This window comes from Shewanella sp. ENK2 (assembly GCF_043568515.1).
GTDB classification, from domain to species: Bacteria; Pseudomonadota; Gammaproteobacteria; order Enterobacterales; family Shewanellaceae; genus Shewanella; species Shewanella japonica.
In genome coordinates this window covers 775,097-798,878 of sequence record NZ_CP171406.1, presented here as the reverse complement: position 1 = coordinate 798,878, position 23,782 = coordinate 775,097, and the positions used below count along the sequence as shown (strand labels likewise).

Here is a 23,782-nt window from a genome sequence, read left to right as displayed (position 1 = left end):
AGTGGTTCCTTATTTCCTAGGTTAGGTTGTGTGTTTAATGATTTGGTTAACGAAGCCAAAGATACTATTCACTGTGAACAGAGAAGTGTCATTAAGCAACTCTTGTTTAAATTTTTCTGGTTCAGTGATGTCATAATCCATAGCAGGATTGAGTAAGTTAGTATTGTGTTGATTAATTAATAAGCTTCCATCATGAGCAAATTCAATGGTGAGATTTTTTAGTTTATTATTGAGTTGTTCACATGCCACTACGACAGCAGGCTCCAGAAACTTAGCCGCATCGAACTCAGATTGTGCTTGAACATGGAAGGCTTTTTCAAACTCTCTTGACGCTGGCATAAAGCGTTGTGACCAGCGTTTTGATAATCTCGACTCACTCATCACTAAGTGGGTGGTTTTATTGATAGGTGGAATGATGACACCTTGTCGATAGTAATGATCGTATACGGTTCTAGTACGTGTTCGAGTGCCACCTTTACCGTCAGATTCAGTATAGGTTTCAGTTCTTCTATCCACATAATGATGATAAACCACAGATGCTCGAATTAACCCGCTTTCTGCATGAAAATCAATTTCTTTACCCCATTCTACTTTTTGAGAGTAATTACCTCGATTAAAGTCGACAAACTTGTTTTCTGCGTCCTTTAAAAAACTGCCATCGCAATCTCGCATATTGTATAGGTGTTTTAAGGTTTCGTCCCTTATCAGGGTTGAGACTTTTTTAATTTGGCTGCGGCGGTTAAAAAACTGCCAAATTGGTATAATTAGTGTGATGATACAGACTGCGAAAACGGCATAATCCAGGTCAGTATAGCGGTAGTAATAAGTTAACTGCTCTAGGTAAAACCAATATCCAATCCCGCTAAATAAGGCTATAGCGATAACAATGAATAAGTTAGTATTGTTATAAGACAATTTGTTTGGGTAATGAATTGCTGTATCTAATGCGTCTTTAATGACATCAATAGAGCTTGAGTGGCTAACTTGGCTTTTGAGTTGCTTTAAAAATTGACTTAGAGATTGGTTATTTGCAGGCTTCTCAGTGGTATTTTTAGGCGTATCGACTGGCGACTCTTGAGGCATTTGACATCCTTGTAGAATTTAATATCCATATATTACTCAGCCATTTTAAACTGTAAAGTATTGTTTTATATAAATTTGAGATACATTCGTTTACAAATCGCTACCCTTGCCAATTCATCTATTTATTTTAAAGGACAGTCAATGCCAAAGCTTCAATCATTTGACCATATCCATATTTACCTTAAGAATCGACAACAAGCAGTGAAATGGTATCAAGCGGTTTTAGGTTTCTCTGTTGTTGAGTCATTGGCGTTTTGGGCTGTTGATAAAGGGCCATTAGTGGTTGCTCATGAGGATTTGCATTTAGCTTTATTTGAATCTGAACTTCAAAAAAGAACCACGGTCGCTTTTGGTGTTGATGCGGCAAACTTTTTATTATGGCAACAACATTTAACTACTCATGAAGTGACATTTGTGGTGAGCGACCATGATATTTCATGGTCGCTTTATTTTAGCGATCCTGATGGAAACCCATTTGAGATTACAACTTTTGACTATGAAAACGTCGTCAATAACACCTCTGCTAAAAAAGAGTGATAAATCAGATTAGCCACTAAGTTACGTCAGTCCAATTAGCGAGTAAGGTAAAAGCGTTGAGGAATACATGACCCCTGCAATTAATTTATTGGAAAGAGAAGGGATTAGTCATCAAGTGCTTAGCTATCAACATGAAGCTAGTGCACAGTCATATGGCGACGAAGCGGTAACTAAGTTAAACCTGTGTGCTGAGCAAGTTTTTAAAACCTTGGTGGTGCAGTTAGATAATGGAACATTAGCTGTCGCTATTACGCCCGTTTCTTCAAAGCTTAATTTAAAACAAATGGCTAAGAGTGTTAGGGTTAAAAAAGTTGTGATGGCAGATAAGCAACGGGTTGAGAAAACCACAGGTTATGTCCTAGGTGGGGTAAGCCCGTTAGGGCAAAAGAAGCGATTACCGACTGTGATTGATGTGAGCGCTGAACAATTTGATGTCATTTATGTCAGTGCAGGTAAGCGCGGTCTAGAAATCGGTTTATCGCCAACATCACTTTGTGCGTTAACTCAAGGTTCTTTTGCGAGTATCACGCAATAATCGTTATGTTAGTACAATAGCTTGAAAGATTTTTAATCGCCAAATGGCAGTGCTTTACTTTTAGGAATGGAATATGAATTTAGATAAATCAAGAAAGAGAATCGCTAAAAAAGTAAAAGCAGGTTTTAAAGGTTATCCGCAAGTTAATATCATCTATCAGGGGAAAACCCAAGATATCGCTGACGAAGTGATAATTGAGTTTGTATTAGATGAAGGAGCTGAGCCGCAGCAGCAATCTTTTAAGAGCAAAGTTGATGTAAGAGAAGATGAGGTGATTCAAACCACACTGGTTAAGATTATCGATCGTGCTGATGCCAAAACAGTAACAGAGGCGTCAAGGCTGATTGCTGCTAACATTTGATCGTTAATGCTCAATTGAGTACATAAAGCCAATGGAAATACGTTATCCGTTGATAAAGTAGTTAAATGGCAATATTGAACAATAAAAAAGGCTTATCGTTTAGATAAGCCTTTTTTCAATCAATTCATTTAGCATTTTACAAAGTAAAACTTAGAAACTCGCGCCGCTCTGATATGCAGAGCAATGCCATATTTAGCTAAGTATTAAGAAGCAATGTAATGAGTGCGTCTTCTACGACGTCTCATTCTACCTTCTTTATCACCATCGTCCGATTCGTTATTAGAATCGTTTGCTGAATCATTAACTGCAGTTTCACCAGATTTTTTGGTCTTAGCGGTAGCTTCGTTACTTTGCGCCAGTTGAGCTACATCATCCGGCGTTTCGGACTTTTTTCATTTCTCTTAGTGTCCCCCTTGAAGACGGACTTGATGATGCTTGTTACGCCATTAATGCCGGCTGCATCTTCAGCTTGCTTGTCTTCAGAGATATCTTCAGAGAATTCAATTTTGTCAATTTTTGGTTTTGCTTTCTTCGGAGATACGGCTACCGGGTCAAGGCTTTTTGCTGCACTTACTGTATTAGCGGCTGTAAGCTCTTCTGCTGCAGAGTCTTCTGCGGCTGATTTAAGCATACTTTCTGCCAGTGCTTTTTGAATTTGATTACTGATTTCAGAAACATTGTCAGGAGAAAGGCTAGAGCTTGATGCTTTCTCTGGCGCAGGTGCTGCTGGTGCTACAATTGGCGCACTTACTGGGCTATTCGTATTCTCAGCAGCTTGCTTAGCAACGCGTTGATTGAAGTCAGTAGTGACCTCATTAACTTCAGTCTTGGCAATTGATAATGCAGAAATTAGCTCATCAAATGACCCTTTGAAAGAGTTGTACTTGCTTTCAAAAGGATCAATATTTGATTTAACTTCATCAGTTAAGTTAATTGTCAGTTTTTTGTATGTGTTAATTTCCTGCTCAAACTCAACCAGCACGCCTTGAGTTGCTGCCACGCTTTCTTCCATGCTCGCGACTTTAACTTGAAGTGCTTTTTCCTTGGCAGTAAATTCTTCAATAAGATCTTGAGGAATCAATGCTGGCGGTGTGATGACAGGCACAAGGTGGGCAAATTCTTTAATGCAACTTACCGGCTTCCACTGTGTGAATGAAGGGTGCCAACCGTAACAGTTGCCATCTTTCATTAAAAATTCTTTTGCTTCAACTTCGTTCAACGGCCCTGTTACTTGACCATTCTTGGAAAAATACCATTTTTTCATAGTCGTATTCTTTTTATTTAGTTAACAACAATTGTTATATGCCACTCAGATTTAATCAGTTTTTAAGTCGGGTAAAACTTAATTAACTCACACCTGATAAGGTTTTCTGAAGTGCGGCATATTGTTCATTAACGCTACGAAGCGTCGCTTCTACTTTTTCATTCAACTCTTTTGTTGTGACCTTATAACGGCTTGAGTCACGTCCAATATCTGACATTGAAGAATTAATCGTTTTTAGCGTGGTGTCGATTCGGCCAAGGGCTGAATTCAACTCACGTTCCTTAGCGGTAAACCGCTCGATTAACTGTTGTGGGATCTCCGCAGGAGGCGGTGGCGGAGACACTGTAATATCAAATTCTTCAACGTGGCTAACTGGTACCCATTGGGCATAAGACGGGTGCCACGCATAAACATCAGGGTTCGATGCAATAAATTTATTCGAATCAGCTAAGCCTAACGGTCCGCTGATCTCACCATTATTTGAGAAATACCACTCTTTCATAGTCCACTCTTATCCTTAATCGTGTAGTAAGCTAAAGTTTTATGAATACAATCAACAGCTTTGGTGATTTCAAAATATAACGAAGGAAAACGTCAGCTTGCAGGGTTAAAAAAATTAAACCGCATATCATACGAACTGGTTACATTAACCTATATTCGTTAACATATCTACTTCGAAATAGTTAAATTTTCAAGTTTTTATTGCTGAGTAAATTAGCAGAAGCTAATGGTGTTCAAATGAGTGTTTAAAACGATTGTATTATTCGAAGTCGGCATTGACTTCAAATGTCATTGCTACATTGGTGTGTGGGTGGGTAATGGATAATAGTTGAGCGTGTAAATGTAACCGCTGTTCTGTTTTACCATATAAATCATCACCTAAAATTGGCATGTTTAATCCCAGATGATGTGCACAATGTACTCTTAATTGGTGGGTACGCCCAGTTTTAGGGTATAAATGTAATAAACTCTTGCCACTTTCTGTGGTGACTTTTTGCCAAAATGTCTCTGCGTGCTTCCCATGTTCATCACAGACGAGCTGTTTTGGGCGATCATCAAGATCTACCCTTAGAGGTAAGCTGATAGTGCCACTATCTTCGGTTACTTCACCGTCGATTTTTGCGATATAGCGCTTGGTGACTGTTCGAGCAATAAATTGCTGTACTAAGTGTTTATTAACCTCTTTTGATAACGCGATTACCATTAAGCCCGAAGTTGACATGTCTAACCGATGCACAATCAATGGTCCAGTTGCATTTGGAAAGCGTTGTTTCATTCTGCTGTATACCGAGTCAGTAATATTTTTACCGGGTACCGATAAGAAGTTAGCTGGCTTATTAACAATCACAATATAGGGGTCTTGATATAAAATTGGCAGCTCAACCCCTTCGGCGGGATTGTTAAGTAATGGGTTTTCATCTACGTTCATACCATCAAGCATATGACCTAAAATAGGCCTACATTTGCCATGGCATGCAGGGTAGTAGTTTTTATGTTGTTTGATTTCTGACTTGGGTGATTCGCCCCACCAAAACTCTGCCATCGTGATGGGAGTGAATTGTTGTTGAAAAGCATATTGTAGTAGCTTAGGCGCAGCGCATTCTCCTGCTGCCGCGGGTGGCTGCTGGTTAGGGGCATCTTTAAATATATGGGTTAAATCTCGGCTTTCACCACGTATATTTAAAAAACGATATTGGGCGAATAGTTTGTGTTGCAGTGTATTCGATACTTGCTTTCGCTGCTGTTTGATAGAATCAATTTGATTTGTCAGTGCGTCTAATTGCTGCTGCACCAAGCCACATTTGTGCTCCCAGCTTGCTTTAATGCTGTTGAGTTGATGCTTATCTTGTACGCTTTGTCGACTCAATTCTATCGACAGTGTTTTTTGCTCATCTTCTGTTAGATTGGTCAGACTACTGCGCTTTGCTTTGCGAATTTTACGATTCTCAATCATTTGCTGACGAAACTGTGCAATCTCTTGCTCGGCTTTTAACATCAGCAATTTAAGGTTTTCAGTCAAAGACGCAAGGTTAGGGTCGCTTTGTAAAACAGTCAGCTGATGACTTAATGTGTTGACTGCCTCATATTCGTCTTTAAAAAAGCTATCTTGGCTGAGCATGTCAAATACCGGTGGCACAAAATATGGGAGAATATTTTGGTCGGCGACTTTTCCTGAAAATGCGGCCAGAAACCCGAGTTGATTATGAGCATCTTTAACCACGAGAACCCCAAACATTTTGCCAATAACAGGCAGTGATTGCAGCGCTTCAGGAGCATGACTTTGCGTCACTCCGAAGTTATGTTGCCAATCAGTCTGATGCATCAAGTGTTGTTGAAGCTGCTCAGAAGCCTTAATGGCTAGAGGGTGTGGCTGATAAAAAAATGGGAAGGTGAATTTTTCTGGTAAAGGGATATCAGCAACCGATTCGTCGAATTGGATGAAACGGGGATCGAGTTCAGACATGGATAACCTTTTACAGAATAAACATCAAAAATATTGAGAAATAGTCAGGTACCATCATCGCTCATGCTTTCACTTATGAAGCGTAAACATTTTAATCATTTAATAACAGAAAAATGAGTTTAACTATAACAATGATGGGCATTGTTAATTTTACCTTGAATGCAACACAAGTGCATCAGTTAACCATAGAATCATCAGTAATAGCGCTGATTGTATATCGATTGCCCAATCTGATAAGAATATGGCGCCTCACAGGGCGCCATTGACATGTATACCTCAGCATCATTAAGCTTACTTATGCCGTGAGCAGTTAAGAAGGTTAAGGACGATAAAGCACGCAAACTTTATTACCTGCAGGGTCTTTAAGGTAACCTAAATACAATTTAAAGTTTGGCCCCTGTCTGTAACCTGGAAGATCTTCACAACTTTCGCCCCCATTTGCCAAACCCGCAGCATGCCACTCGTCAGCTTGCTGTTCATTTTTCGCCGCAAAACCGATTGTTGAGCCATTACCATGGCTGGCTGCTTCACCGTTAATTGGCTTGGTTAATGCAAAAACACCTGTATCAGTAAAATAGAAACAGCGGCCTTTTTCGTCAATTTGACCTGGTGCATGACCTAATGCTCCTAAAGCAGCATCATAGAATTTTTTCGACTTCTCGATATCGTTTGCACCAATCATAATGTGACTGAACATGTGTATCTCCCTATAGATATAATAGTAATAATTTACTGAGGTAATTGTTAATACGCCGCATGTTGTTCAAGTAGCTTGATTGTGTGACTCAATAAAACACCTGTACCAATGTCACCATGACCTGGTAATACTTGTTCGCTATCGGCAAATTGAACTTGTAACTGCTTAATTGAGTTTGGCCAAGCAATCAGATCGGCTTCACCGTAGTAACCAAGGGTTTTACTCGAAAGGCTTTTAACTAAACAGCCTCCATAAAGCAGTTTTGATTCAGGGAACCAGACGACAAGATTATCGTGAGTGTGGCCAGCACCGACAAAGTAAACTTCGATTTTCTGGTTTAAAAAGTCGAACTGACCGGGCGTAAACTGTTGCTTTGTCTTTGGGTGGCCTGCTTTTTCTAATAGTTGGTTAGTGTGCGTCGATGCGTAAGTGTCAACGCCAATGCTATTGAGGTAGCCCACACCTGCAGTTCTGTCTTCATGGGAATGAGTCGATACACTTGCTGTTAATGTTAAGCCTTGATGTTCAACCCATTGCACCAATTTAATTGTGTCTGCTTCACTCCAAGGAGTATCAATCAAGTAGGCATCTTTGCCATCGACAAAAATTAGCCCATTTGAGCCAACAAACCCAAACTGCTTGGTTTGCATGAAAGACTCATGCAGGTAAAGATTGTCTGATAATGCCGATATTGACAGTTCACCATGCTGGCTTGGTTTTAATGCTAAAGGCAACGTTGGATCTGAACTGTTAAGGGAGGCTGCATTTGCTTTAGTGGCCATTGTGGGTTGATTGACTTGTTCGGCGAAAGTGGGCTCTGCGAGTATTGAGCTAAGCAGGACAATCAATATTAGAATGCCATGGATAATTGGGGTCATAGTTAAAATGCCATTATTGATAACGCTTTATTAGCATGAAATAAAATGACCTTTAGCTTACCGTTTTTAATCTAAAACAACAGCTCATTATTGATGAACTAAAAACAATTTTTTTACATCGACTTTGGCTTGTATTCTTGAGGCGAGTAAATAAATGCCAGCAAGTTTACGATGAACAAAAATAGCGTCAGTTGGCGGGGTATGCCATTCATCTTGTTTGGTACTTAATGACTTGGCTGCATCAGTAATACGTTTAGCAAGATTGCTACTGGCAAAATCGTATGGACCTTCACTTCGCAATGGCTCGCAAGCTTGATAAAAAATATCAACGATAAAGGCTTGTTGCTCTGGAGTGATACTGTCTTGAAAAAATCCAATTGATTCGGCTGCACTTGTCATGAGTGCTTTATCACTTGTCATTGCACCTTGCATCAGCATTCGGTACCCATTAGACAGCGTCTTAGTAATTTTTCTGGTGGCACCGAAGTCGAGTAATACAATGCTACCTGTCTCTTTTTGGTACATAAAATTGGCAAAATTGGGGTCGGTTTGCACCAAAGAAAAAGTAAACAGTTCATCTAAAAACAATGCTAATAGATCAGTCGCGACTTTATCTCTGTCTAGCTGAGGTAATTCGCTGACAGATTCAATCGGTACACCTTCGACAAACTCCATAACAAGAATACTGTCAGTGCTATGTTGTTCATATAGTTTAGGAACGATAAATCGTGTGTCGTTAGCGACCCATTGTTGATACTCTTTTAGCAATCTTGCTTCGTAGCTGTAATCAGCCTCGTGATGCAATTGTGCTTTGGCTTCAGTCAGTAATTTATCAAACTGCACATTGTCGGGGACCAGCTGCGCTACTTTGAGTAAGGTGGCAACGTTATCAATGTCGCTGTCAATGCTGTCTTTAATACCTGGATATTGGATTTTTACTGCCAGCTTTTCACCTGAATCCAGATAGGCTTGATGCACTTGGCCGATAGACGCAGCTGCAAATGGACGTAACTCAAATTGAGCAAATGGCGCAAGCCAATCATCACCCCATTGCTGCTTTAGCGTAGCAACCAATTGCTTGTGAGGCATTGCTTTAGCATCATCACGAAGTCTAGCCAGAATGTCGCTGAGTTCTTTGGGAAGTAAATCGCCAGTATCCATTGAGATCATTTGGCCAACTTTCATGGCAGCCCCTCGAAGCTGGGCTAGCTTTTCTGCGACTTGAGTCAGGTTATTGGGGGTAAGTACCAGTTGTTGTAATGTTGGCTTTTGCCCTTTACTCAGCTGTTTTGCACCTTCCACGAATACATTGCCTGCAAGGCGAGAGGCTAGCCCGCCTATTTTGGATAGTCTAGATAACCGACTGCTGGGAACACTGGCAACTTCTTTAGACATAGTGACAACTCATGTAATTAATGTATTCAGCATCAACATCAACTTAATGGTGCTGACACTGTATCAAGAATGGGGTACTCAATGTCTATCAACATGCAGTTTAATAGCTCATGAGTCTTTATTTAATTATAAATAACAATACGATTATTAGTGAATTTAGATCAATCAGTTAATCGTAGGGTATTGGGTGAGGTAAATAAGACGGTATGAATAAAGCCAAGCTAACACGTATGAATAAGCTGTAACCCTGAGTAAGAGATAATTGCTGGTCTGCAGTGAAATGAGGAGTATCGAAAGAGGTAGGTAATGATAATTATGAATACGAATGACAATAGCGATTAACATACCCAGCATAAAAGCTGGGGCAACAAAGAAGGTTTTGTTGCCCTAAGCTATTGATTAAAAATCTATTGTGTCTTGCCAACCTAAAAGGACACTTTGTAAGCCATGCTTTTGCTCATAGCGCTCAAGTTTTTCAGGGCTTGCGTCACTTAATGCCAATTCTCGATATTTTTTGGCAAATTTAAGGGTGCGTAGAAGCTCTTGATAAAAGTGTTTTCCTAAATCTCGGCGTATGGCATCGGCTAAGGTTTCAGGTAGTTGAGATAATGCGCGTTCGGTATGGTTTTGAATCGACTCAGTGCTAAACCATTGCTCATTAAGCTCTATTTTACGTAAACGCTTTTTCATGTCTTCACGTACTTTGGCATCATCAAACATGATGCGGTACAAGACGGCTTCAGCCAGCACACTTTCAAGACCTAAACTGAACAGTGGATCGAGCTCAGTTTTAGCATAAAAGGTTTCAAGTAACACTTTGGTGGCTTCTTGGCTGCGATGATCTTGTAGCGCTGCTTGATAATCTTGCCAACCCAGCCATTCTTCTGTGTCGGGTGGTGTAGAGATTTTCTCTAACAACAGTGGATTAATATCACCATAAAGCGATTTATCACTACCGTGCATGTGTTTGCTGACAACGGTCAACATGCTCCAGCCTTTTTGAAAACACTTCAACACACCATCAGGTGTTTGCAGCAAGGCAACTGAGCCCGCAGGCTCTTGGCCCGTCAGTGCAATAAGTCCAAGGCTCACAACTCCAATAACATCATGGCCTGCTTGCTCAAGTAGATGCATTTTATGCTTGTTATAAAACTTATCAGCCAGTTTTAAACTCATTAAAATCGCTTTCGATTTTATTTGAGTGATGTGCTCATCAGTTAATCTTTCTTCTGTGCGCCCATATTCTAGTACTCTACTAAAGTAAGGGCCTTGGTTATTATCACGTAATGCTAATTGCATTAACTCGATTCCTTAATCAAGAAAAGTAAACATATCGTCGACTTCGGCGTATTCATCAGCCACTTCGTTTTTCTCTTTAGCTTGCAGTACAAGCTCATTAACGAACTTACCAATAATTTGTTCCCATCCTGAACTTTCATTACGGAGTAAGTTTTTAATCGAAGAGGCCACATCTGGCGCAATTTGTTTAATTAACGCAAGCAAGCTACGCGGATCATCAATTGCTAAACTATGTGCTTCTTCATCTGCCTGCCAGTTGCTATAACCAACGGTTTCGCCGTCATCTTCATCGTCAAAGCTTTCGTAAATACTGTTGGTATCTTGCTCGGCAGAAGGCGATAAAATTAACTCGATAAACGGAATAGAAAGGTAGAATAACCCTGCAGGATCTTCTGCAATACATTCTAAAATCGCCGCTTGTTTTTCTTCGGTACCCTGAATACGGATAAGGTAAGTTAAAAACTCAAATGTATGATGCATAAGTTCATCAGCATTGGTTTTAATTTGTTCTTCCCAATATAAAGGTTGCTGACAAACGATGTCGCGAATTTGTTCAGGCGTCATTAACTCCGACATAATTGACGGACATGAAATATCATGATGACTGTTAATCTGCGTTAATGTCACAATGTCCATATGTTCAATAACATCAACAAGTTGATCGTCTGACATCGTGTTTGCAATGATTTCGAATCGCTTACTGGCTTGTTGTGGCTCGACGTCAGCTAGATCTTTTATCTCTGCTGCGGTGAGTTCAATAAGATTGTTCATTATCGCTCCTCGTCATCATATTGGTCGTAATAACCTTCTTCATCGCTGTCATCATAGTCCCCATCATCATTGTAGGGATCATAGCCGTCATCATTAGTGTCACTTGCTTCATTGGCACTAAAAGATTTACTTGGCGCAACCACATTATCTTGAGTATTCAGCAGGTAAACCACTGCACAACTTTCTATTAATAGCTCTTCAGAATATTTTCGTACCGCTAACACTAACGGGACATCAGCGTTATTAAATTGAATCGTTACCTTAAACTCATCCCAGCTAGGTAATTCAGCGTTATCAATCCATGACGCCCATTTGGTTTTGGCTTCATCTGAAAAGCGAACACGATTGAATAGTGCAACAGGCAAATATTCTGGCACGGCTGCTAACATCGATGGATCGGCTAATAAAATCTCTTTCATCGAATCGGTGAATTTTGCTAAAGCTTCAGGGCTATCGGGATCGTTATACGATTCGATATTATCGAAGGCATTATTCTTTAACTCATTAATACGAGAGATATTAAGTGGTTTGCTCATGGGTTTCTCAAGAATAAAATTGGTCCCACAGCTCGGTCATAGCAGCTGTTGGGTTGGTCACGATGACATTATTAAAATCTTTAATAAATGCCGTTCTTAATTTTTTATCAGATAACACATCGTAGGCATTTTTAACCCGGTGCAGTTGCTCGGCTGCATGATGTTTTTCTTCTTCTGAAGCATTAATCAGTTTATCGGGATGGTACTTATTTGATAAACGTTTATAGGCTTTTTTTATTTCGTCTTCTTTGGCACTGGCTTTAACACCGAGGACTGTGAAGTGGTTAATCATATTTTTACCTATGGCGATTGAACTTGGATAGACTGATGCTATCCCACTAAATTATGATTATTTGGTTAGAAATAATAACAGAAATACAATCATTTCCATAAAACTATCAGCTAGTTTAGCTTAATTCAAAATACAGCGGGTAATATTGAATAAAAATAATACAAAAAGTGCTGTTATTGCTTTTTGTGAATAGAAACTGAGGTTATTAAAGCGCGTTAATGCAGCTCTTCTTGAATAACGTAAATTGAATTAACGCATGTAAGGTGTGGGGAGTTTATACATCAAAGCGCACTTGGCGCTTGATGATGTATTAAGATTACTGCTGGTGCTTGGTTGAAGAGTCACTTTGCTGGTTTTCAATTAATGCCATTAATACTGGTACTAACTGGTTAACGATTCCTACGCAAAGGCTCAGTGCTGCAACATGTTCCCAACCCATTTTATGCTCCTTATTGACTGCCATTAGTCACTATTTGTGATGGAGATACCAAGCTCGTTTGCTTTGGCTTTCCTTGAATTCACAACCAGAATATAAAACGTTGGACAATGAGATAAGTGAGCTTTGTCATGAGTGCCAGTGACATTTGTCATGAGGTCGTTCGTTGCCTTTGAAACTGAATTTATTCAAGCTTTATCTGAAGCACTACTTATCTAGCCTAAGCAATAATTAATGTTCAAAACTTAACTCAAATTCACATTACTTTATGAGTTTGAGTAACGCCTTGAAACGCTCACCTGTGGCTTGATGTTGCAGTTCAAATAAACATGATTCGGTATTGGTGAGAAAGGCGCCTTTTTGCTGCATCATTTGCAGGCCTAATTGTTTATTGTCTTGGCTGCGAGATGACACCGCATCGGCAACCACATGAACTTGATAACGATTAGCCAATAAGTCCTGGCAAGTTTGATACACACAAACATGGGTTTCGATGCCTGCTAAAATAATATTGTTACGATTGAGCCTTGCTAGCTGTTGCTGAAACTCATGACAATGCCAAGCACTAAAGTGCGATTTAGGGATAGCTTGTGTTGTTTTAGTTAATAGTGAAGCTAATGACTCGGTGGTCGAGCCTAATTTATCTGGTAGTTGTTCGACCCATAAAATGGGAATATCAAATAACTGTGCCCCTTGAATAAGCGTTTCAAGTTGCTGATGTAATTGGGATGACTGCTGCATGATTTGTGCAAGTTTGCCTTGAACATCAATAATGACCAATACTGACTTTTCACTTGTTAACATAAAAATCCCTCAGGTTAATCTGCCAATGTGCACCATTGTTTTGGCTATTCTTACACCAGTAAACGCTAATTTTTGTGTTTCGCCTATTGTCGATAAGTCGAAGGAAGGAATCTGTCTAGGACGACATTGAGCTTGCTGCATTAGTGTTCATTTTGGGTTATTAATATTGATAAATAGCGGAGTCTTCAAGGATTAGGTAATGAAAAAGCGTATTGTAATTTGTGCTGATGGAACTTGGAATCGGCCGGAAAAAACCAAGATGATTACCCGACTAATGTGCTAAAAATGGCGAGAGCAATAAAACCTATTGCTGAAGACGGAACACCTCAACAAGTTTTTTATGATTGGGGTGTTGGCTCGTATTATGACTCGTTTTCTGGAGGGGTTACCGGTAAAGGCGTTCATAAAAACATTATGGATAACTACCGCTATATCGTTCAAAACTATCAAGATGGTGATGAGATATATTTATTTGGCTTTAGCCGTGGCGCTTATACCGTAAGGTGTTTATGCGGTTTGATTAATAATTGCGGTATTTTAAAACGTCCCGATGCTAACTTAATTCAACAAGCATTTAATCATTACAAAACCAAAACTAAGGCCTATAAACCTAGCGGTGAAAAATCAATTCAATTCAGAAACAACCACAGCCACCCATCTAGAGAGGTTAAGTTTGTCGGTGTGTGGGATACCGTGGGGGCGATGGGAATTCCATTTTCATTTCTAGGGTTATTTGATGATAAAGATGAGTTTTACGACACTAAGTTAGGCCGTAACGTTAAAGTCGCAAGGCATGCCATGGCTATTGACGAAATAAGGAGTGACTTTGAACCCACCATTTGGGCAAACAACAGTGATATTGATATTGAACAAGTTTGGTTTGCTGGGGTTCATTGTGATGTGGGAGGGAGTTACTCGCCAGATCAAGATCAGACATTATTGAGTGATATATCCCTGCAATGGATGATTACGCAAGCAAATTTGCAATCCCTTAGTACGGAACCGCACTTAACGGATTCGCTTAATCCTAACCCCCAAGCAAGTAAACACAACTCGAAGAAGCACGTCTATCGGATCCGTGGTGAGTATATACGTGGCATTGATAAGGCTGGTTTGCCAGCCCAAATACATGAGTCGGTTAAGGTACGTTGGGAGCAAGATAGTCAATATCGACCGAAAAATTTAGTTAACTACATCAAGCAACACGGCTGGCCGACTAATTTGGTTGACTAAATAGTGAAATAACCTTGGTCAGCTTGGCGTAATTAACCACCACATTATTTGCTGAAGTGAGTTAGTATAATGGGGCGATGACTTCGCGAATGTTGTTAATAAATATCATAAGGATACCCATGTTGTTTCTTACTAAATTGAGCCGTATTTGGGCAATAACGGCACTCGTATTGATGACGTCAGTAACACTCAATACAGCCAATGCAGCACAAGAAACACATCTGTCAGACAAGGCAACAAGCAAGGTCATAGACACCGCTACCCCCCAGAAAACAGCTAAGCGTGTCATTGCCTTATCTCCTCATGCTGTAGAAATGTTATTTGCCATTGGTGCAGGCGAGACAATAGTTGCAACCACGGACCATGCTGATTTTCCTGAAGCAGCCAAAGCGATTCCGAGTATTGGTGGTTATTATGGTATTCAAATGGAGCGCGTTATTGAGCTCAACCCAGATCTTATTGTTGTTTGGCAAAGCGGTAATAAGCTGGATGATATCAATCAATTAACCCAATTAGGCTTTAACGTGTTTAATAGCGATCCTAAGAGTTTAGATGATGTCGCCAAAGAGTTATTGCAACTTGGTGAGTTAACTGGCCATCAAGAAAAAGCACAACAAGCCGCTGATGAGTATCGATTACAGCTTAGTAAAATCAAAAAAGTAACGCCCAAAAACCAGCAATAAAGGTCTTTTATCAATTATGGTCTACGCCTTTAATGACAGTATCTAAAGGCAGTTGGATTGAGCACATTATTAGTGCATGTCATGGCGAGAATGTGTTTCTTGATGCTGCGAGTGAATACCCACAAATCAGTGTTGAAAATGTATTACTCACCGATGCAGAAGTGATTTTACAAAGCCAAGATGAAGGCAATATTATTGGTGTCGATTGGTCAAAGTGGCCTGAATTACCAGCAGTTAAAAACAATCATATCTACCAGCTTAATGCAGACTTACTGCATCGAGCCTCCCCAGAGCCATCTTAGGTGTGCAAGCATTATGTGCAGCCTTAGACAACGCCAGAGTCAACTGATGTGAAAAAGCGTTCTATTCCATTTAGCTCCAACAGTCATCGCTTCTTTTGAAAAGTGTCCACTCGGACACTTTTTTGTTTTTCGGACACTTTTAAAGGTGTCCGCGGACACTTTTATGAAATCTAGTTATTACTATAATTGCTTAAGTTGTTGAAATAAATTGATATTTAATTATTGGCATAGCTTGTGCTCTATAAGCGTCATACATTCAACGATATCGTAAGTGACCGAAAAGCGGACAACCTTTGTGTCCATTTATTTTGCTAAGGCCACAGCAACGAATTTCAAGGAACTGAAATGATTAAAGATACAAGTGCTCAAGACACAGTGGTGACACCGACAATGGGTCGTAAGGTTCGCCTACCTATGGTGCTAGGGCTTGCTGGATTACTAACGAGTGCATTGGTGTGGGCAAGCTTAGGTCACGATAGCAGTATTCGCTCTGTTGATAGTAAAGACTTACGCATGGCGACAGTCACTCGTGGCACCTTAGTCAGAGACATTGCGACCACAGGTAAAATTGTCGCCGCCAATGCCCCAGTGCTATACAGCACAGAGCAAGGTGTGGTCACTTTATTGAGTCAACCTGGTGATGAAGTAGAGCAAGGCCAAGTGGTTGCTCAAATTGATAGTCCAAAACTTCGCAGTCGGTTTCAGCAAGAACAATCGGTCTTTGCAGCAATGGAAAGTGATTTGGAACGTGCCAAGTTAGATGCACGACGCGAGCAACTTCGAGTTAGCCAAGTGCTTGATATGGCGAAAGTGGACTTAGAAGCGGCAGACAGAGAAAGTCGCCGAGGTGATCAACTGATTGAAAACAGCCTTATTAGCCGAATTGATTTTGAAAAAGGCAAAGATGAGCTGCATAAAGCCAACTTATTGCATCAACATGCATTACAAGAAGTTGATTTAATGCGAGATACGCTGACATTTGAATTGAAAAACCGTGCGCTAGAAGTCGACAGACAAGCCTTAGTGGTAACCGAGCTTGCCCGTCAAATTGCGGCATTGGATATTAAAGCACCAGTAAAAGGCATTATCGGTAATTGGCTGGTGGAACAAAAAGCCCGTATTGGAGCGAGTCAGCCAATGTTAACTGTGGTGGATTTAAGTGCTTTTGAAGCAGAACTTGCAGTACCGGAATCATATGCTGATGACTTAGGTATAGGAATGGATGTTGAACTGAGCTTTGGCAGCGTCACCGTAATGGGGCATTTATCGTCTATTTCACCTGAAGTCAGAAATCGTGAAGTAACAGCAAGAGTGCGCTTTGAAGCGATTGATAGTTTGTCATTACGTCAAAATCAACGTTTATCAGCAAGAGTGTTACTTGAAAATCGTCCTAACGTATTGATGGTTAAACGAGGGGACTTTCTTAATCGAGGCGGTGCTACGGCATTTGTCATGAATGACGACATGGTGCAAAGAACAGCAGTGACTTTAGGTGCACGAAGCATGAGTGAGATTGAAGTTATTGACGGCGCTAAAGAAGGTGATGTATGGGTTATTTCAGGTACCGAAACCTTCAAAAATGATACACAAATTCAAATTAGATAATCACAGATAAGTGACTTGGACTGTACAAGTAAGGATCTCAGGATGAAATTATTACAAAGTAAACCAGTGACAGGCTTTATTGCTCTGATGTTATTGAGCTTAGCGGTGAGTTATCGCATTGATGAAAGCTTCAATTGGTTGTCATTTAGTTTCCACATTATCGACTTAACGGATCAACTATCAGAGCAAGTGAGTTATGGTCTCACGAATGACATGGTAAAGATTTTATTTGAATTAGATTTTCCAACAGCACTGCAAATCATAGTGCATTTTTAAGCGCGAATTCACCGATTAATTGAATAAACAAAAATTGGCAAAACACAGAGCCAATAAGACAAGGACAGACTCATGTTATCAATGAAGAATATTAGCAAAGTGTTTAAAACGGACTTAGTAGAAACCCACGCATTGCGTGACTTTAATCTTGAAGTGAAAGAAGGCGAATTTGTTGCAGTGACTGGCCCATCAGGTTCAGGTAAAACTACCTTTTTAAATATCGCAGGTTTGCTTGAAGGCTTTACATCGGGGGAGTTCAGTTTAGACGGTGAAAACGTGTCTAATTTGAGCGATAACCACAGTGCTAAAGTTAGAAATGAAAAAATAGGGTTTATTTTTCAGGGCTTTAACTTAATTCCTGACTTGAATCTTGCTGAAAATGTTGAAGTGCCATTACGTTACCGTGGTTTTAATGCAGCTGAACGTCAACGCCGTGTGAAATCGGCACTCGAGCAAGTGGGTTTAGGCGCAAGAATGAAGCATTTACCGACGCAATTATCGGGCGGGCAACAGCAACGTGTGGCCATCGCGAGAGCGTTAGCAGGCGAGCCACGTTTTTTGTTAGCAGATGAGCCAACAGGTAACTTAGACAGTTTAATGGCTAGGCAAGTGATGGAATTACTTGAAGATATTAATCAACAAGGTACCACCATCATTATGGTGACCCATGACGCAGAGTTAGCAAGACGAGCACAGCGTAATATTCAAATTGTAGACGGTCAGGTATGTGACTTTTCTATGTATCAAAAGGCTGACCAATCTGTTGTTGCTGATCTGCAGCAAGTTGCCAACGCCAGTCGCTAATTGAAGCAGGAGAGAAGCTTATGTTTTTTTATTATTGCGATCTTGCTTGGCGCAGCATCAAGAAAACCCCAATGTTATCCATGTTAATGGTGCTGGCCATTTCCATCGGTATTGGCATAACGATTACCACCTTGAACGTGTATAAAACGATGTCGCATAACCCTGCAGGTAATAAGAGTAGTCAGATAAATTCGATTCAGTTGTGGAGTCAAGGCCTGGATACCTGGGATGACTTTCATTCAAATCTTACTTACACCGACGTGATTAATCTGCGGAACAACAATCAGCTGGAATTAAAAGCAGCGTCGTATCGTACAGGTCTTGCGGTTCAATCTGAGAACCCTGATATTCAGCCGTCATTAAAAAGTGTGCGAATTACTGATCGTGACTTTTTTAACATTTTTGATGTGCCGTTTTTATATGGGCAACGCTGGGATAAAAGTGTCGATAGTCAGCCAGCTTATCAAGTGGTGATTGGAGAGACCCTTAATCAAACATTCTTTAATGGTAACAACAGCGTCGGTGAAACCTTGTATTTGAATCGTAAACCCTACCAGATCGTAGGGGTGATTAAAGATTGGAATCCTCAGCCTAAGTATTACGACCCGACCAATGGAGCATTTAATGATGCAGAAGAAATTTTCATTCCATTTTCGCTAAATGAGCAAGAAGAGTTTGATGTGTGGGGAAACACCAGTGGCTGGCGTTTCGAGCCGATGCTTACTTACCAAGACCGATTAAACTCAGAAAAAACGTGGATCCAATTTTGGACATTTCTTGCAACAGATGATGACAAATCTGAGCTCGCGACTTGGCTTACTCATTACGTCGAGCAGCAACGCAATTTAGGGCGATTTACTGACACGGCAAAAAGTGCAGCCGAGGCGTTTCAAATTAGTGATGTTGCCTTATGGCTTGAAAATAATGATGTCGTGCCAAGAGATAACAAGATTCTCGTAGGATTAAGTGTTCTATTTTTGAGTGTATGTTTGGTCAATATCCTTGGCTTATTACTGACTAAGTTTTTAAAACGTGCTCCCGAAGTCGGCGTTCGCCGTGCTATTGGAGCAAGTAGAGCGCAAATCTTTAGCCAATATATGGTTGAGGTTGGTTTGATTGGCTTTATTGGTGGAATTATCGGTTTGCTTTGGGCGTGGGGCGCATTGACTGTCCTTCATGCAGAATTCAACATGGAGCAAAGCGTTACAGGGCTTGATAGCAGCATGTGGATTATTACGCCATTAATTGCCATTTCTACCGCTGTATTAGCAGGGGTGTATCCAGCTTGGATTGTGTGCCGTACTAAACCCAGTGTGTATTTAAAAGCTCAGTAGTAGAGAAGGAATTCAACATGTTACATATTAAGCCAATATTATCGAGTTTAATGCGCAGTAAAAGTGGGCCTGTGCTGTTGCTATTACAAATCGTGTTATCGGTCGCCATTGTTGCCAATGCGAGTTTTATTATCCATGAACGCTTAACCATGATGCAGCGTGATTCTGGTTTACTTGAGGAGCAAATTTTAACCTTTAACGTTTATAACTTTGACCCTGCAATTGATAATGTGCTGCAAAACGAAGTTGACCAGCAAATTTTACGTAGCTTGCCCAATGTCATAGAGGCAAGCTCAACTAACATGGTGCCACTGAGTGGCAGTGGTTGGATGGACCGCTATGTTGATAGTGCAGATGAAAATACAGCAGAAAGTATGCCTGGATTTGCTTTGTATTTAGGTAATGAGCACTTACTGAATGTTATGGGATCTAAACTGGTAGATGGGCGTAATTTTCGTCCTGAAGAAATTAATACTCAGTTAGATCAAAGTGGCATGCTCGCAATAGTCTCAAAACCTTTAGCAGAGGCGTTTTGGGGGATGAGTCGCCTGTGGGTAAAACCATGTACCAAGGCAAACAGACGATCGAAATTATCGGCGTGGTGGATAAATTACAAGGCGCCTGGGTGAATCATGAAAACTTTGAATACAGTGTGATTCAAAATATTGATTTTGGTGGCGGGTTTAAAAACAAAACCTATATGGTGCGTGCGCTTCCTGAGCATATACCCGCTCTGGAAGAAGTGATAATAAAGGCGTTTCATGCAGAAAACCCAAACCGTGTAATTGATGGCTTTTCATCACTAAGCGAGACCAAAAAAGGCGCTTATAACAATCATAGATTGATGGCGACATTATTAAGTATGATGGTGATATTGCTACTTTTGATTACCGCGCTCGGATTAACGGGTATGGTCATGTTTAATATTCAGCGCCGCACGAAACAGATTGGAACTCGTCGCGCTTTAGGTGCTAAAAAGCGCGATATTGTTAATTACTTTATGGTTGAAAACTACCTTATTTGTATAGCGGGTGGACTGATTGGTGCCATGCTGGCATTGCAGTTAGGTCAACAATTAATGAGTTTATATAATTTACCTATGCTGCCAGTCACTTATCCTATTGCAGCGGTGATAGGCTTATTGCTGGTGACCACATTGGCGGTAATGCTTCCAGCATTAAAGGCGGCTAAGATTTCTCCAGCGATGGCGACGCGCAGCGTTTAATTTGATGTCGCTAAATTAGCCTGCTCGTATCTTGGTAAGATATAGTTAGCGTATTAACTCGATAATTAAGCTCGATAAATAAGAATGATGGGAAGTATGGACAGTATTTTAGTCGTAGATGATAACAGTTCAATTTGCAGCGCATTAACGTTAATGTTGGACATTCATGGCTATAAAGCACTGAGCTGTGAAACGCCAGAACAAGCACTGGCTATTGTGGAAAAACAAGATATTAGCTTAGTGATTCAAGATATGAATTTCACCCGAGATACGACCTCGGGTGAAGAAGGCAAACAGTTGTTTTATACCTTAAGACAACAGCAGCCTAATCTACCGATTATTTTGATGACAGCATGGACGCAACTTGAAACCGCAGTTGAATTAGTTAAAGCCGGCGCTGCAGATTACATGGGTAAACCATGGGATGATGCCAAACTGCTCACGAGTATCAATAACTTACTGTCCATTTATCATCTTTCTAAACAAAATAATCAGCTTGCTAGAGTCGACTCAGAGCGCATGAGTGTGATTAATAACGCTGATTTATGCGGCATGGTGTTTGGTAGTGGAGCCATGCAGCGCTGCATAGACTTGGCCTTACAAGTTGCCAAATCAGACGTTTCGGTGATGATTACCGGGCCTAATGGCGCAGGTAAAGACAAAATTGCCGATATTGTTCAAGCCAACTCTTTATTAAATAAACAACCTTTTATTAAGGTCAATATTGGTGCATTACCAATGGATCTATTAGAGGCTGAACTATTTGGGGCTGAAGCTGGAGCGTTTACAGGCGCGAATAAAGTCAGAATAGGGCGTTTTGAAGCGGCAGATGGCGGCACTTTATTCTTAGATGAGATTGGTAATTTACCTTTATCTGGGCAAGTTAAGTTGTTACGAGTGCTGCAAACAGGCGAGTTTGAACGACTTGGCAGCCACCAAACTCGCAAAGTGAATGTGCGGGTTATCAGTGCGACGAATGCTGATTTAGCCGACGATATTGCCAAAGGGACTTTTCGTGAAGATTTGTTTTATCGACTCAATGTGATTGAGTTACCTTTGCCGCCTTTGAATCAACGTATTGATGATATTTTACCGTTAGCGCAGCATTTTGTGGGTGATGGATTTACGTTTGAAAAAACCGCTCAACAGGCCTTGTTAGCCCATGCTTGGTCAGGCAATGTAAGAGAGTTAGAAAACGTGTGTAAAAGGGCGGTGCTACTTGCTACCAACGCTGTTTTAACGGTGGATGACTTGGGGCTATTACCTTCAACAAACTCATCGCTTTCCAATGTGAAAACAAGTGAACCTTTAACAACATCGACTTTTACACCTAAGCAAGGGGCACCATATCAGGAAAATGGTGAGCATACTCAGCAAGCGCCTCAACAAGTGAGTGCCGCTCAAGTTGAGCCTGATAAACAACAGATTGAGCAGGCGTTGCAGCATCACAATGGAGTTATCGCCAGAGTGGCAAAATCCTTAGGGTTAAGTCGCCAAGCGCTTTATCGTAGGATGGATAAGTATGGTTTATCCTCAAAATGATAGTCCATAAGCGCTGTGAACATCATAAAAAAAGTAAAACGGATGAATAACAAGAGTGAACCGATAACATGAGATACACGCTACAACTGCGTAGTAAGTTAGTACTTGGTAACGTGTTTTCCGTTGCGTTAAGCGGTTTATGCGGTTGGTGCGTGTGGTTTTTCTTGGCAGTGAACATGTTTGGCTAGCGCTGCTAACGAGCTTGGGCTTATGTTTTGTGTTAAGCATGTGGTTAACAACTGCACTGAATGACAGCCTGAAAGCATTAGAAGTGGGCTTACTTAATTTTAAAGATAATGAGTTTAGTGTGTCGCTGCATGGTTATGGAGAGCCTCAGTTAGATGCCATTGCTGAGCTTTATAATCAAGCATCCCAAAAGCTGCGAAACGAAAGGCAATTTATTTATCAGCGTGAATTAATGTTGGACAAAGTGATTCAAAACTCGCCCAATATTATGTTGTTAGTTGATGACAATCAAAGGATTATCTACGCAAATGACGCTGCTAGGCATTTATTTAATCAAGGCGTACGTATAGAAGGAATGCTGTTAAATGCACTTATCGCCGAGCTGCCGAGTGCATTAAAGCACGCATTGAATAGTCAGCATGAAGGATTGTTTTCAATTGATGTGAACAATGAGCAATTAACATCGGACGGCAGCGGTAATGAAGAGCTGGAAACCTGGCATATTTCTCGTGGCAGCTTTACTCAAAATAACCAACAGCATCATTTGATTCTACTAAAACAGTTAACTAAAGAGCTTAACCGTCAAGAAGTGGCTGTGTGGAAAAAAGTGATTCGAATTATCAGCCACGAGTTAAATAATTCTGTCGCGCCAATTGCGTCGATGGTTAACTCTGGGCGAGTGTTAACTAAAGATCTTGATAATGAAAAGCTGACACTTATTTTTGATACCATCGAAAACAGAACCGCTCACCTAAGTCAGTTTATTTCTCATTACGCACAATTTGCAAAGTTACCTTTGCCACGTAAAACCACAGTAGATTGGTCGCAATTAGTCGATCAGTTAGCTGAGCAATACCCGTTTAAACTCACCTCTACTTTGCCAACGTTGAACATTGCGCTCGACAGTGTTCAACTTGAGCAAGTCCTGATTAATCTGCTTAAAAATGCCCATGAGTCAGGCTCAGATACACAGCATGTCACTTTGGATATCGATGAGGTCACTCATCCAGTATCTGGTATTTTGATTGTAGTGGCAGATCAAGGTAGCGGTATGTCCAGCGAAGTGTTGTCTCAAGCCTTATTACCTTTTTATTCAACCAAACAATCAGGTACGGGGATCGGTTTGCCTCTGTGTCGCGAGATTATCGAAGCGCATGGTGGTCACATTACCATGCAAAACAAAGTTGAAGGCGGACTGAGCGTTAAATTATGGTTACCTAAAGAGTCATAGTAAGATTCA

The 23,782-nt window shown here is 40.6% G+C and carries 22 protein-coding genes and 3 pseudogenes; 12 read left to right on the top strand and 13 right to left on the bottom strand.

What is annotated here, in order from left to right; all coding sequences use genetic code 11:
- Window positions 1-21: 21 nt before the first annotated feature.
- On the bottom strand, window positions 22-1,083 hold the full coding sequence (locus tag ACGEDC_RS03665; RefSeq protein WP_394496496.1) for a hypothetical protein: 1,062 nt from the start codon (window positions 1,081-1,083) through the stop codon (window positions 22-24).
- A gap of 141 nt (window positions 1,084-1,224) precedes the next feature.
- On the opposite strand from ACGEDC_RS03665, the gene ACGEDC_RS03660 reads away from it, so the two are divergent.
- The 3 genes from ACGEDC_RS03660 to ACGEDC_RS03650 all read left to right on the top strand — a co-directional run bounded on the left by ACGEDC_RS03660 (window position 1,225) and on the right by ACGEDC_RS03650 (window position 2,516).
- Window positions 1,225-1,620, top strand: a complete 396-nt coding sequence (locus ACGEDC_RS03660; protein ID WP_394496494.1) for a VOC family protein — start codon at window positions 1,225-1,227, stop codon at window positions 1,618-1,620.
- Window positions 1,621-1,687: 67 nt separating this feature from the next.
- Window positions 1,688-2,155, top strand: coding sequence for a Cys-tRNA(Pro) deacylase (gene ybaK / locus ACGEDC_RS03655; RefSeq protein WP_394496492.1), 468 nt, complete (start codon window positions 1,688-1,690; stop codon window positions 2,153-2,155).
- Window positions 2,156-2,228: 73 nt separating this feature from the next.
- A complete protein-coding gene (locus ACGEDC_RS03650; protein WP_065108691.1) occupies window positions 2,229-2,516 on the top strand; it encodes a hypothetical protein in 288 nt (95 codons plus the stop codon).
- 364 nt (window positions 2,517-2,880) lie between these two features.
- Here the strand turns inward: ACGEDC_RS03650 and ACGEDC_RS03645 are convergent, their stop codons facing one another.
- The 12 genes from ACGEDC_RS03645 to ACGEDC_RS03590 form a co-directional block, all read right to left on the bottom strand.
- Entirely contained in the window at window positions 2,881-3,780 is a 900-nt protein-coding gene (locus ACGEDC_RS03645; RefSeq protein ID WP_394496489.1) for a DUF4339 domain-containing protein, read from the bottom strand.
- 82 nt (window positions 3,781-3,862) lie between these two features.
- Window positions 3,863-4,282: a GYF domain-containing protein gene (locus tag ACGEDC_RS03640; protein ID WP_055023646.1), complete on the bottom strand. Its 420-nt coding sequence runs from the start codon at window positions 4,280-4,282 to the stop codon at window positions 3,863-3,865.
- A 258-nt stretch (window positions 4,283-4,540) separates the two neighbouring features.
- Window positions 4,541-6,244: an RluA family pseudouridine synthase gene (locus tag ACGEDC_RS03635; RefSeq protein ID WP_394496486.1), complete on the bottom strand. Its 1,704-nt coding sequence runs from the start codon at window positions 6,242-6,244 to the stop codon at window positions 4,541-4,543.
- A gap of 319 nt (window positions 6,245-6,563) precedes the next feature.
- Window positions 6,564-6,941 carry a VOC family protein gene (locus ACGEDC_RS03630; RefSeq protein WP_080916453.1) on the bottom strand — a complete coding sequence of 126 codons (378 nt, stop codon included), beginning with the start codon at window positions 6,939-6,941 and terminating at the stop codon, window positions 6,564-6,566.
- A gap of 47 nt (window positions 6,942-6,988) precedes the next feature.
- Window positions 6,989-7,819, bottom strand: coding sequence for a subclass B1 metallo-beta-lactamase (bla, locus tag ACGEDC_RS03625; protein WP_394496483.1), 831 nt, complete (start codon window positions 7,817-7,819; stop codon window positions 6,989-6,991).
- Between the two features lie 87 nt (window positions 7,820-7,906).
- Entirely contained in the window at window positions 7,907-9,214 is a 1,308-nt protein-coding gene (locus tag ACGEDC_RS03620; RefSeq protein WP_394496481.1) for an ABC1 kinase family protein, read from the bottom strand.
- A gap of 399 nt (window positions 9,215-9,613) precedes the next feature.
- Entirely contained in the window at window positions 9,614-10,513 is a 900-nt protein-coding gene (atcC, locus tag ACGEDC_RS03615; RefSeq protein WP_394496479.1) for a cold adaptation protein AtcC, read from the bottom strand.
- A gap of 12 nt (window positions 10,514-10,525) precedes the next feature.
- A complete protein-coding gene (gene atcB, locus ACGEDC_RS03610; protein WP_055023651.1) occupies window positions 10,526-11,284 on the bottom strand; it encodes a cold adaptation protein AtcB in 759 nt (252 codons plus the stop codon).
- The gene (gene atcA, locus ACGEDC_RS03605; protein WP_065108686.1) at window positions 11,284-11,820 is read right to left on the bottom strand and encodes a cold adaptation protein AtcA; all 537 of its coding nucleotides are present in this window, start codon (window positions 11,818-11,820) and stop codon (window positions 11,284-11,286) included. Before atcA ends, atcB begins: the two co-directional genes overlap by 1 nt.
- A gap of 7 nt (window positions 11,821-11,827) precedes the next feature.
- A complete protein-coding gene (gene atcJ / locus ACGEDC_RS03600; protein ID WP_055023653.1) occupies window positions 11,828-12,112 on the bottom strand; it encodes a cold adaptation protein ActJcold adaptation protein ActJ in 285 nt (94 codons plus the stop codon).
- Window positions 12,113-12,428: 316 nt separating this feature from the next.
- Entirely contained in the window at window positions 12,429-12,551 is a 123-nt protein-coding gene (locus tag ACGEDC_RS03595; RefSeq protein ID WP_263863652.1) for a hypothetical protein, read from the bottom strand.
- Window positions 12,552-12,809: 258 nt separating this feature from the next.
- Window positions 12,810-13,352 (bottom strand): hydrolase, encoded by a 543-nt coding sequence (locus ACGEDC_RS03590; protein WP_065108685.1) that lies wholly within the window; start codon window positions 13,350-13,352, stop codon window positions 12,810-12,812.
- A gap of 199 nt (window positions 13,353-13,551) precedes the next feature.
- Between ACGEDC_RS03590 and ACGEDC_RS03585 the strand changes: the two are divergent.
- From ACGEDC_RS03585 to ACGEDC_RS03545, 9 genes and pseudogenes are all read left to right on the top strand, one after another.
- Window positions 13,552-14,585: pseudogene (locus ACGEDC_RS03585) on the top strand (DUF2235 domain-containing protein).
- A gap of 314 nt (window positions 14,586-14,899) precedes the next feature.
- Window positions 14,900-15,617: pseudogene (locus tag ACGEDC_RS03580) on the top strand (cobalamin-binding protein).
- A 298-nt stretch (window positions 15,618-15,915) separates the two neighbouring features.
- Window positions 15,916-17,175 carry an efflux RND transporter periplasmic adaptor subunit gene (locus ACGEDC_RS03575; protein WP_394496474.1) on the top strand — a complete coding sequence of 420 codons (1,260 nt, stop codon included), beginning with the start codon at window positions 15,916-15,918 and terminating at the stop codon, window positions 17,173-17,175.
- A 42-nt stretch (window positions 17,176-17,217) separates the two neighbouring features.
- On the top strand, window positions 17,218-17,451 hold the full coding sequence (locus ACGEDC_RS03570) for a hypothetical protein (RefSeq protein ID WP_394496472.1): 234 nt from the start codon (window positions 17,218-17,220) through the stop codon (window positions 17,449-17,451).
- 72 nt (window positions 17,452-17,523) lie between these two features.
- A complete protein-coding gene (locus ACGEDC_RS03565) occupies window positions 17,524-18,255 on the top strand; it encodes an ABC transporter ATP-binding protein (protein ID WP_055023658.1) in 732 nt (243 codons plus the stop codon).
- Window positions 18,256-18,275: 20 nt separating this feature from the next.
- Window positions 18,276-19,589, top strand: a complete 1,314-nt coding sequence (locus tag ACGEDC_RS03560; protein WP_394496469.1) for an ABC transporter permease — start codon at window positions 18,276-18,278, stop codon at window positions 19,587-19,589.
- Window positions 19,590-19,606: 17 nt separating this feature from the next.
- A pseudogene (locus ACGEDC_RS03555) lies at window positions 19,607-20,814 on the top strand (ABC transporter permease).
- Between the two features lie 96 nt (window positions 20,815-20,910).
- Complete coding sequence (locus ACGEDC_RS03550; protein ID WP_394496467.1) at window positions 20,911-22,356, top strand: sigma-54-dependent transcriptional regulator; 1,446 nt, start codon at window positions 20,911-20,913, stop codon at window positions 22,354-22,356.
- 139 nt (window positions 22,357-22,495) lie between these two features.
- Entirely contained in the window at window positions 22,496-23,773 is a 1,278-nt protein-coding gene (locus ACGEDC_RS03545) for a sensor histidine kinase (RefSeq protein ID WP_394496465.1), read from the top strand.
- Window positions 23,774-23,782: the final 9 nt, after the last annotated feature.

What these genes read in the sequence shown, in the direction of transcription:
- ACGEDC_RS03665 (WP_394496496.1), bottom strand. Translation starts at nt 1,083, where the DNA reads ATGCCTCAAGAGTCGCCAGTCGATACGCCTAAAAATACCACTGAGAAG.
- ACGEDC_RS03660 (WP_394496494.1), top strand. Translation starts at nt 1,225, where the DNA reads ATGCCAAAGCTTCAATCATTTGACCATATCCATATTTACCTTAAGAAT.
- ybaK (WP_394496492.1), top strand. Translation starts at nt 1,688, where the DNA reads ATGACCCCTGCAATTAATTTATTGGAAAGAGAAGGGATTAGTCATCAA.
- ACGEDC_RS03650 (WP_065108691.1), top strand. Translation starts at nt 2,229, where the DNA reads ATGAATTTAGATAAATCAAGAAAGAGAATCGCTAAAAAAGTAAAAGCA.
- ACGEDC_RS03645 (WP_394496489.1), bottom strand. Translation starts at nt 3,780, where the DNA reads ATGAAAAAATGGTATTTTTCCAAGAATGGTCAAGTAACAGGGCCGTTG.
- ACGEDC_RS03640 (WP_055023646.1), bottom strand. Translation starts at nt 4,282, where the DNA reads ATGAAAGAGTGGTATTTCTCAAATAATGGTGAGATCAGCGGACCGTTA.
- ACGEDC_RS03635 (WP_394496486.1), bottom strand. Translation starts at nt 6,244, where the DNA reads ATGTCTGAACTCGATCCCCGTTTCATCCAATTCGACGAATCGGTTGCT.
- ACGEDC_RS03630 (WP_080916453.1), bottom strand. Translation starts at nt 6,941, where the DNA reads ATGTTCAGTCACATTATGATTGGTGCAAACGATATCGAGAAGTCGAAA.
- bla (WP_394496483.1), bottom strand. Translation starts at nt 7,819, where the DNA reads ATGACCCCAATTATCCATGGCATTCTAATATTGATTGTCCTGCTTAGC.
- ACGEDC_RS03620 (WP_394496481.1), bottom strand. Translation starts at nt 9,214, where the DNA reads ATGTCTAAAGAAGTTGCCAGTGTTCCCAGCAGTCGGTTATCTAGACTA.
- atcC (WP_394496479.1), bottom strand. Translation starts at nt 10,513, where the DNA reads ATGCAATTAGCATTACGTGATAATAACCAAGGCCCTTACTTTAGTAGA.
- atcB (WP_055023651.1), bottom strand. Translation starts at nt 11,284, where the DNA reads ATGAACAATCTTATTGAACTCACCGCAGCAGAGATAAAAGATCTAGCT.
- atcA (WP_065108686.1), bottom strand. Translation starts at nt 11,820, where the DNA reads ATGAGCAAACCACTTAATATCTCTCGTATTAATGAGTTAAAGAATAAT.
- atcJ (WP_055023653.1), bottom strand. Translation starts at nt 12,112, where the DNA reads ATGATTAACCACTTCACAGTCCTCGGTGTTAAAGCCAGTGCCAAAGAA.
- ACGEDC_RS03595 (WP_263863652.1), bottom strand. Translation starts at nt 12,551, where the DNA reads ATGGGTTGGGAACATGTTGCAGCACTGAGCCTTTGCGTAGGAATCGTT.
- ACGEDC_RS03590 (WP_065108685.1), bottom strand. Translation starts at nt 13,352, where the DNA reads ATGTTAACAAGTGAAAAGTCAGTATTGGTCATTATTGATGTTCAAGGC.
- ACGEDC_RS03575 (WP_394496474.1), top strand. Translation starts at nt 15,916, where the DNA reads ATGATTAAAGATACAAGTGCTCAAGACACAGTGGTGACACCGACAATG.
- ACGEDC_RS03570 (WP_394496472.1), top strand. Translation starts at nt 17,218, where the DNA reads ATGAAATTATTACAAAGTAAACCAGTGACAGGCTTTATTGCTCTGATG.
- ACGEDC_RS03565 (WP_055023658.1), top strand. Translation starts at nt 17,524, where the DNA reads ATGTTATCAATGAAGAATATTAGCAAAGTGTTTAAAACGGACTTAGTA.
- ACGEDC_RS03560 (WP_394496469.1), top strand. Translation starts at nt 18,276, where the DNA reads ATGTTTTTTTATTATTGCGATCTTGCTTGGCGCAGCATCAAGAAAACC.
- ACGEDC_RS03550 (WP_394496467.1), top strand. Translation starts at nt 20,911, where the DNA reads ATGGACAGTATTTTAGTCGTAGATGATAACAGTTCAATTTGCAGCGCA.
- ACGEDC_RS03545 (WP_394496465.1), top strand. Translation starts at nt 22,496, where the DNA reads ATGCGGTTGGTGCGTGTGGTTTTTCTTGGCAGTGAACATGTTTGGCTA.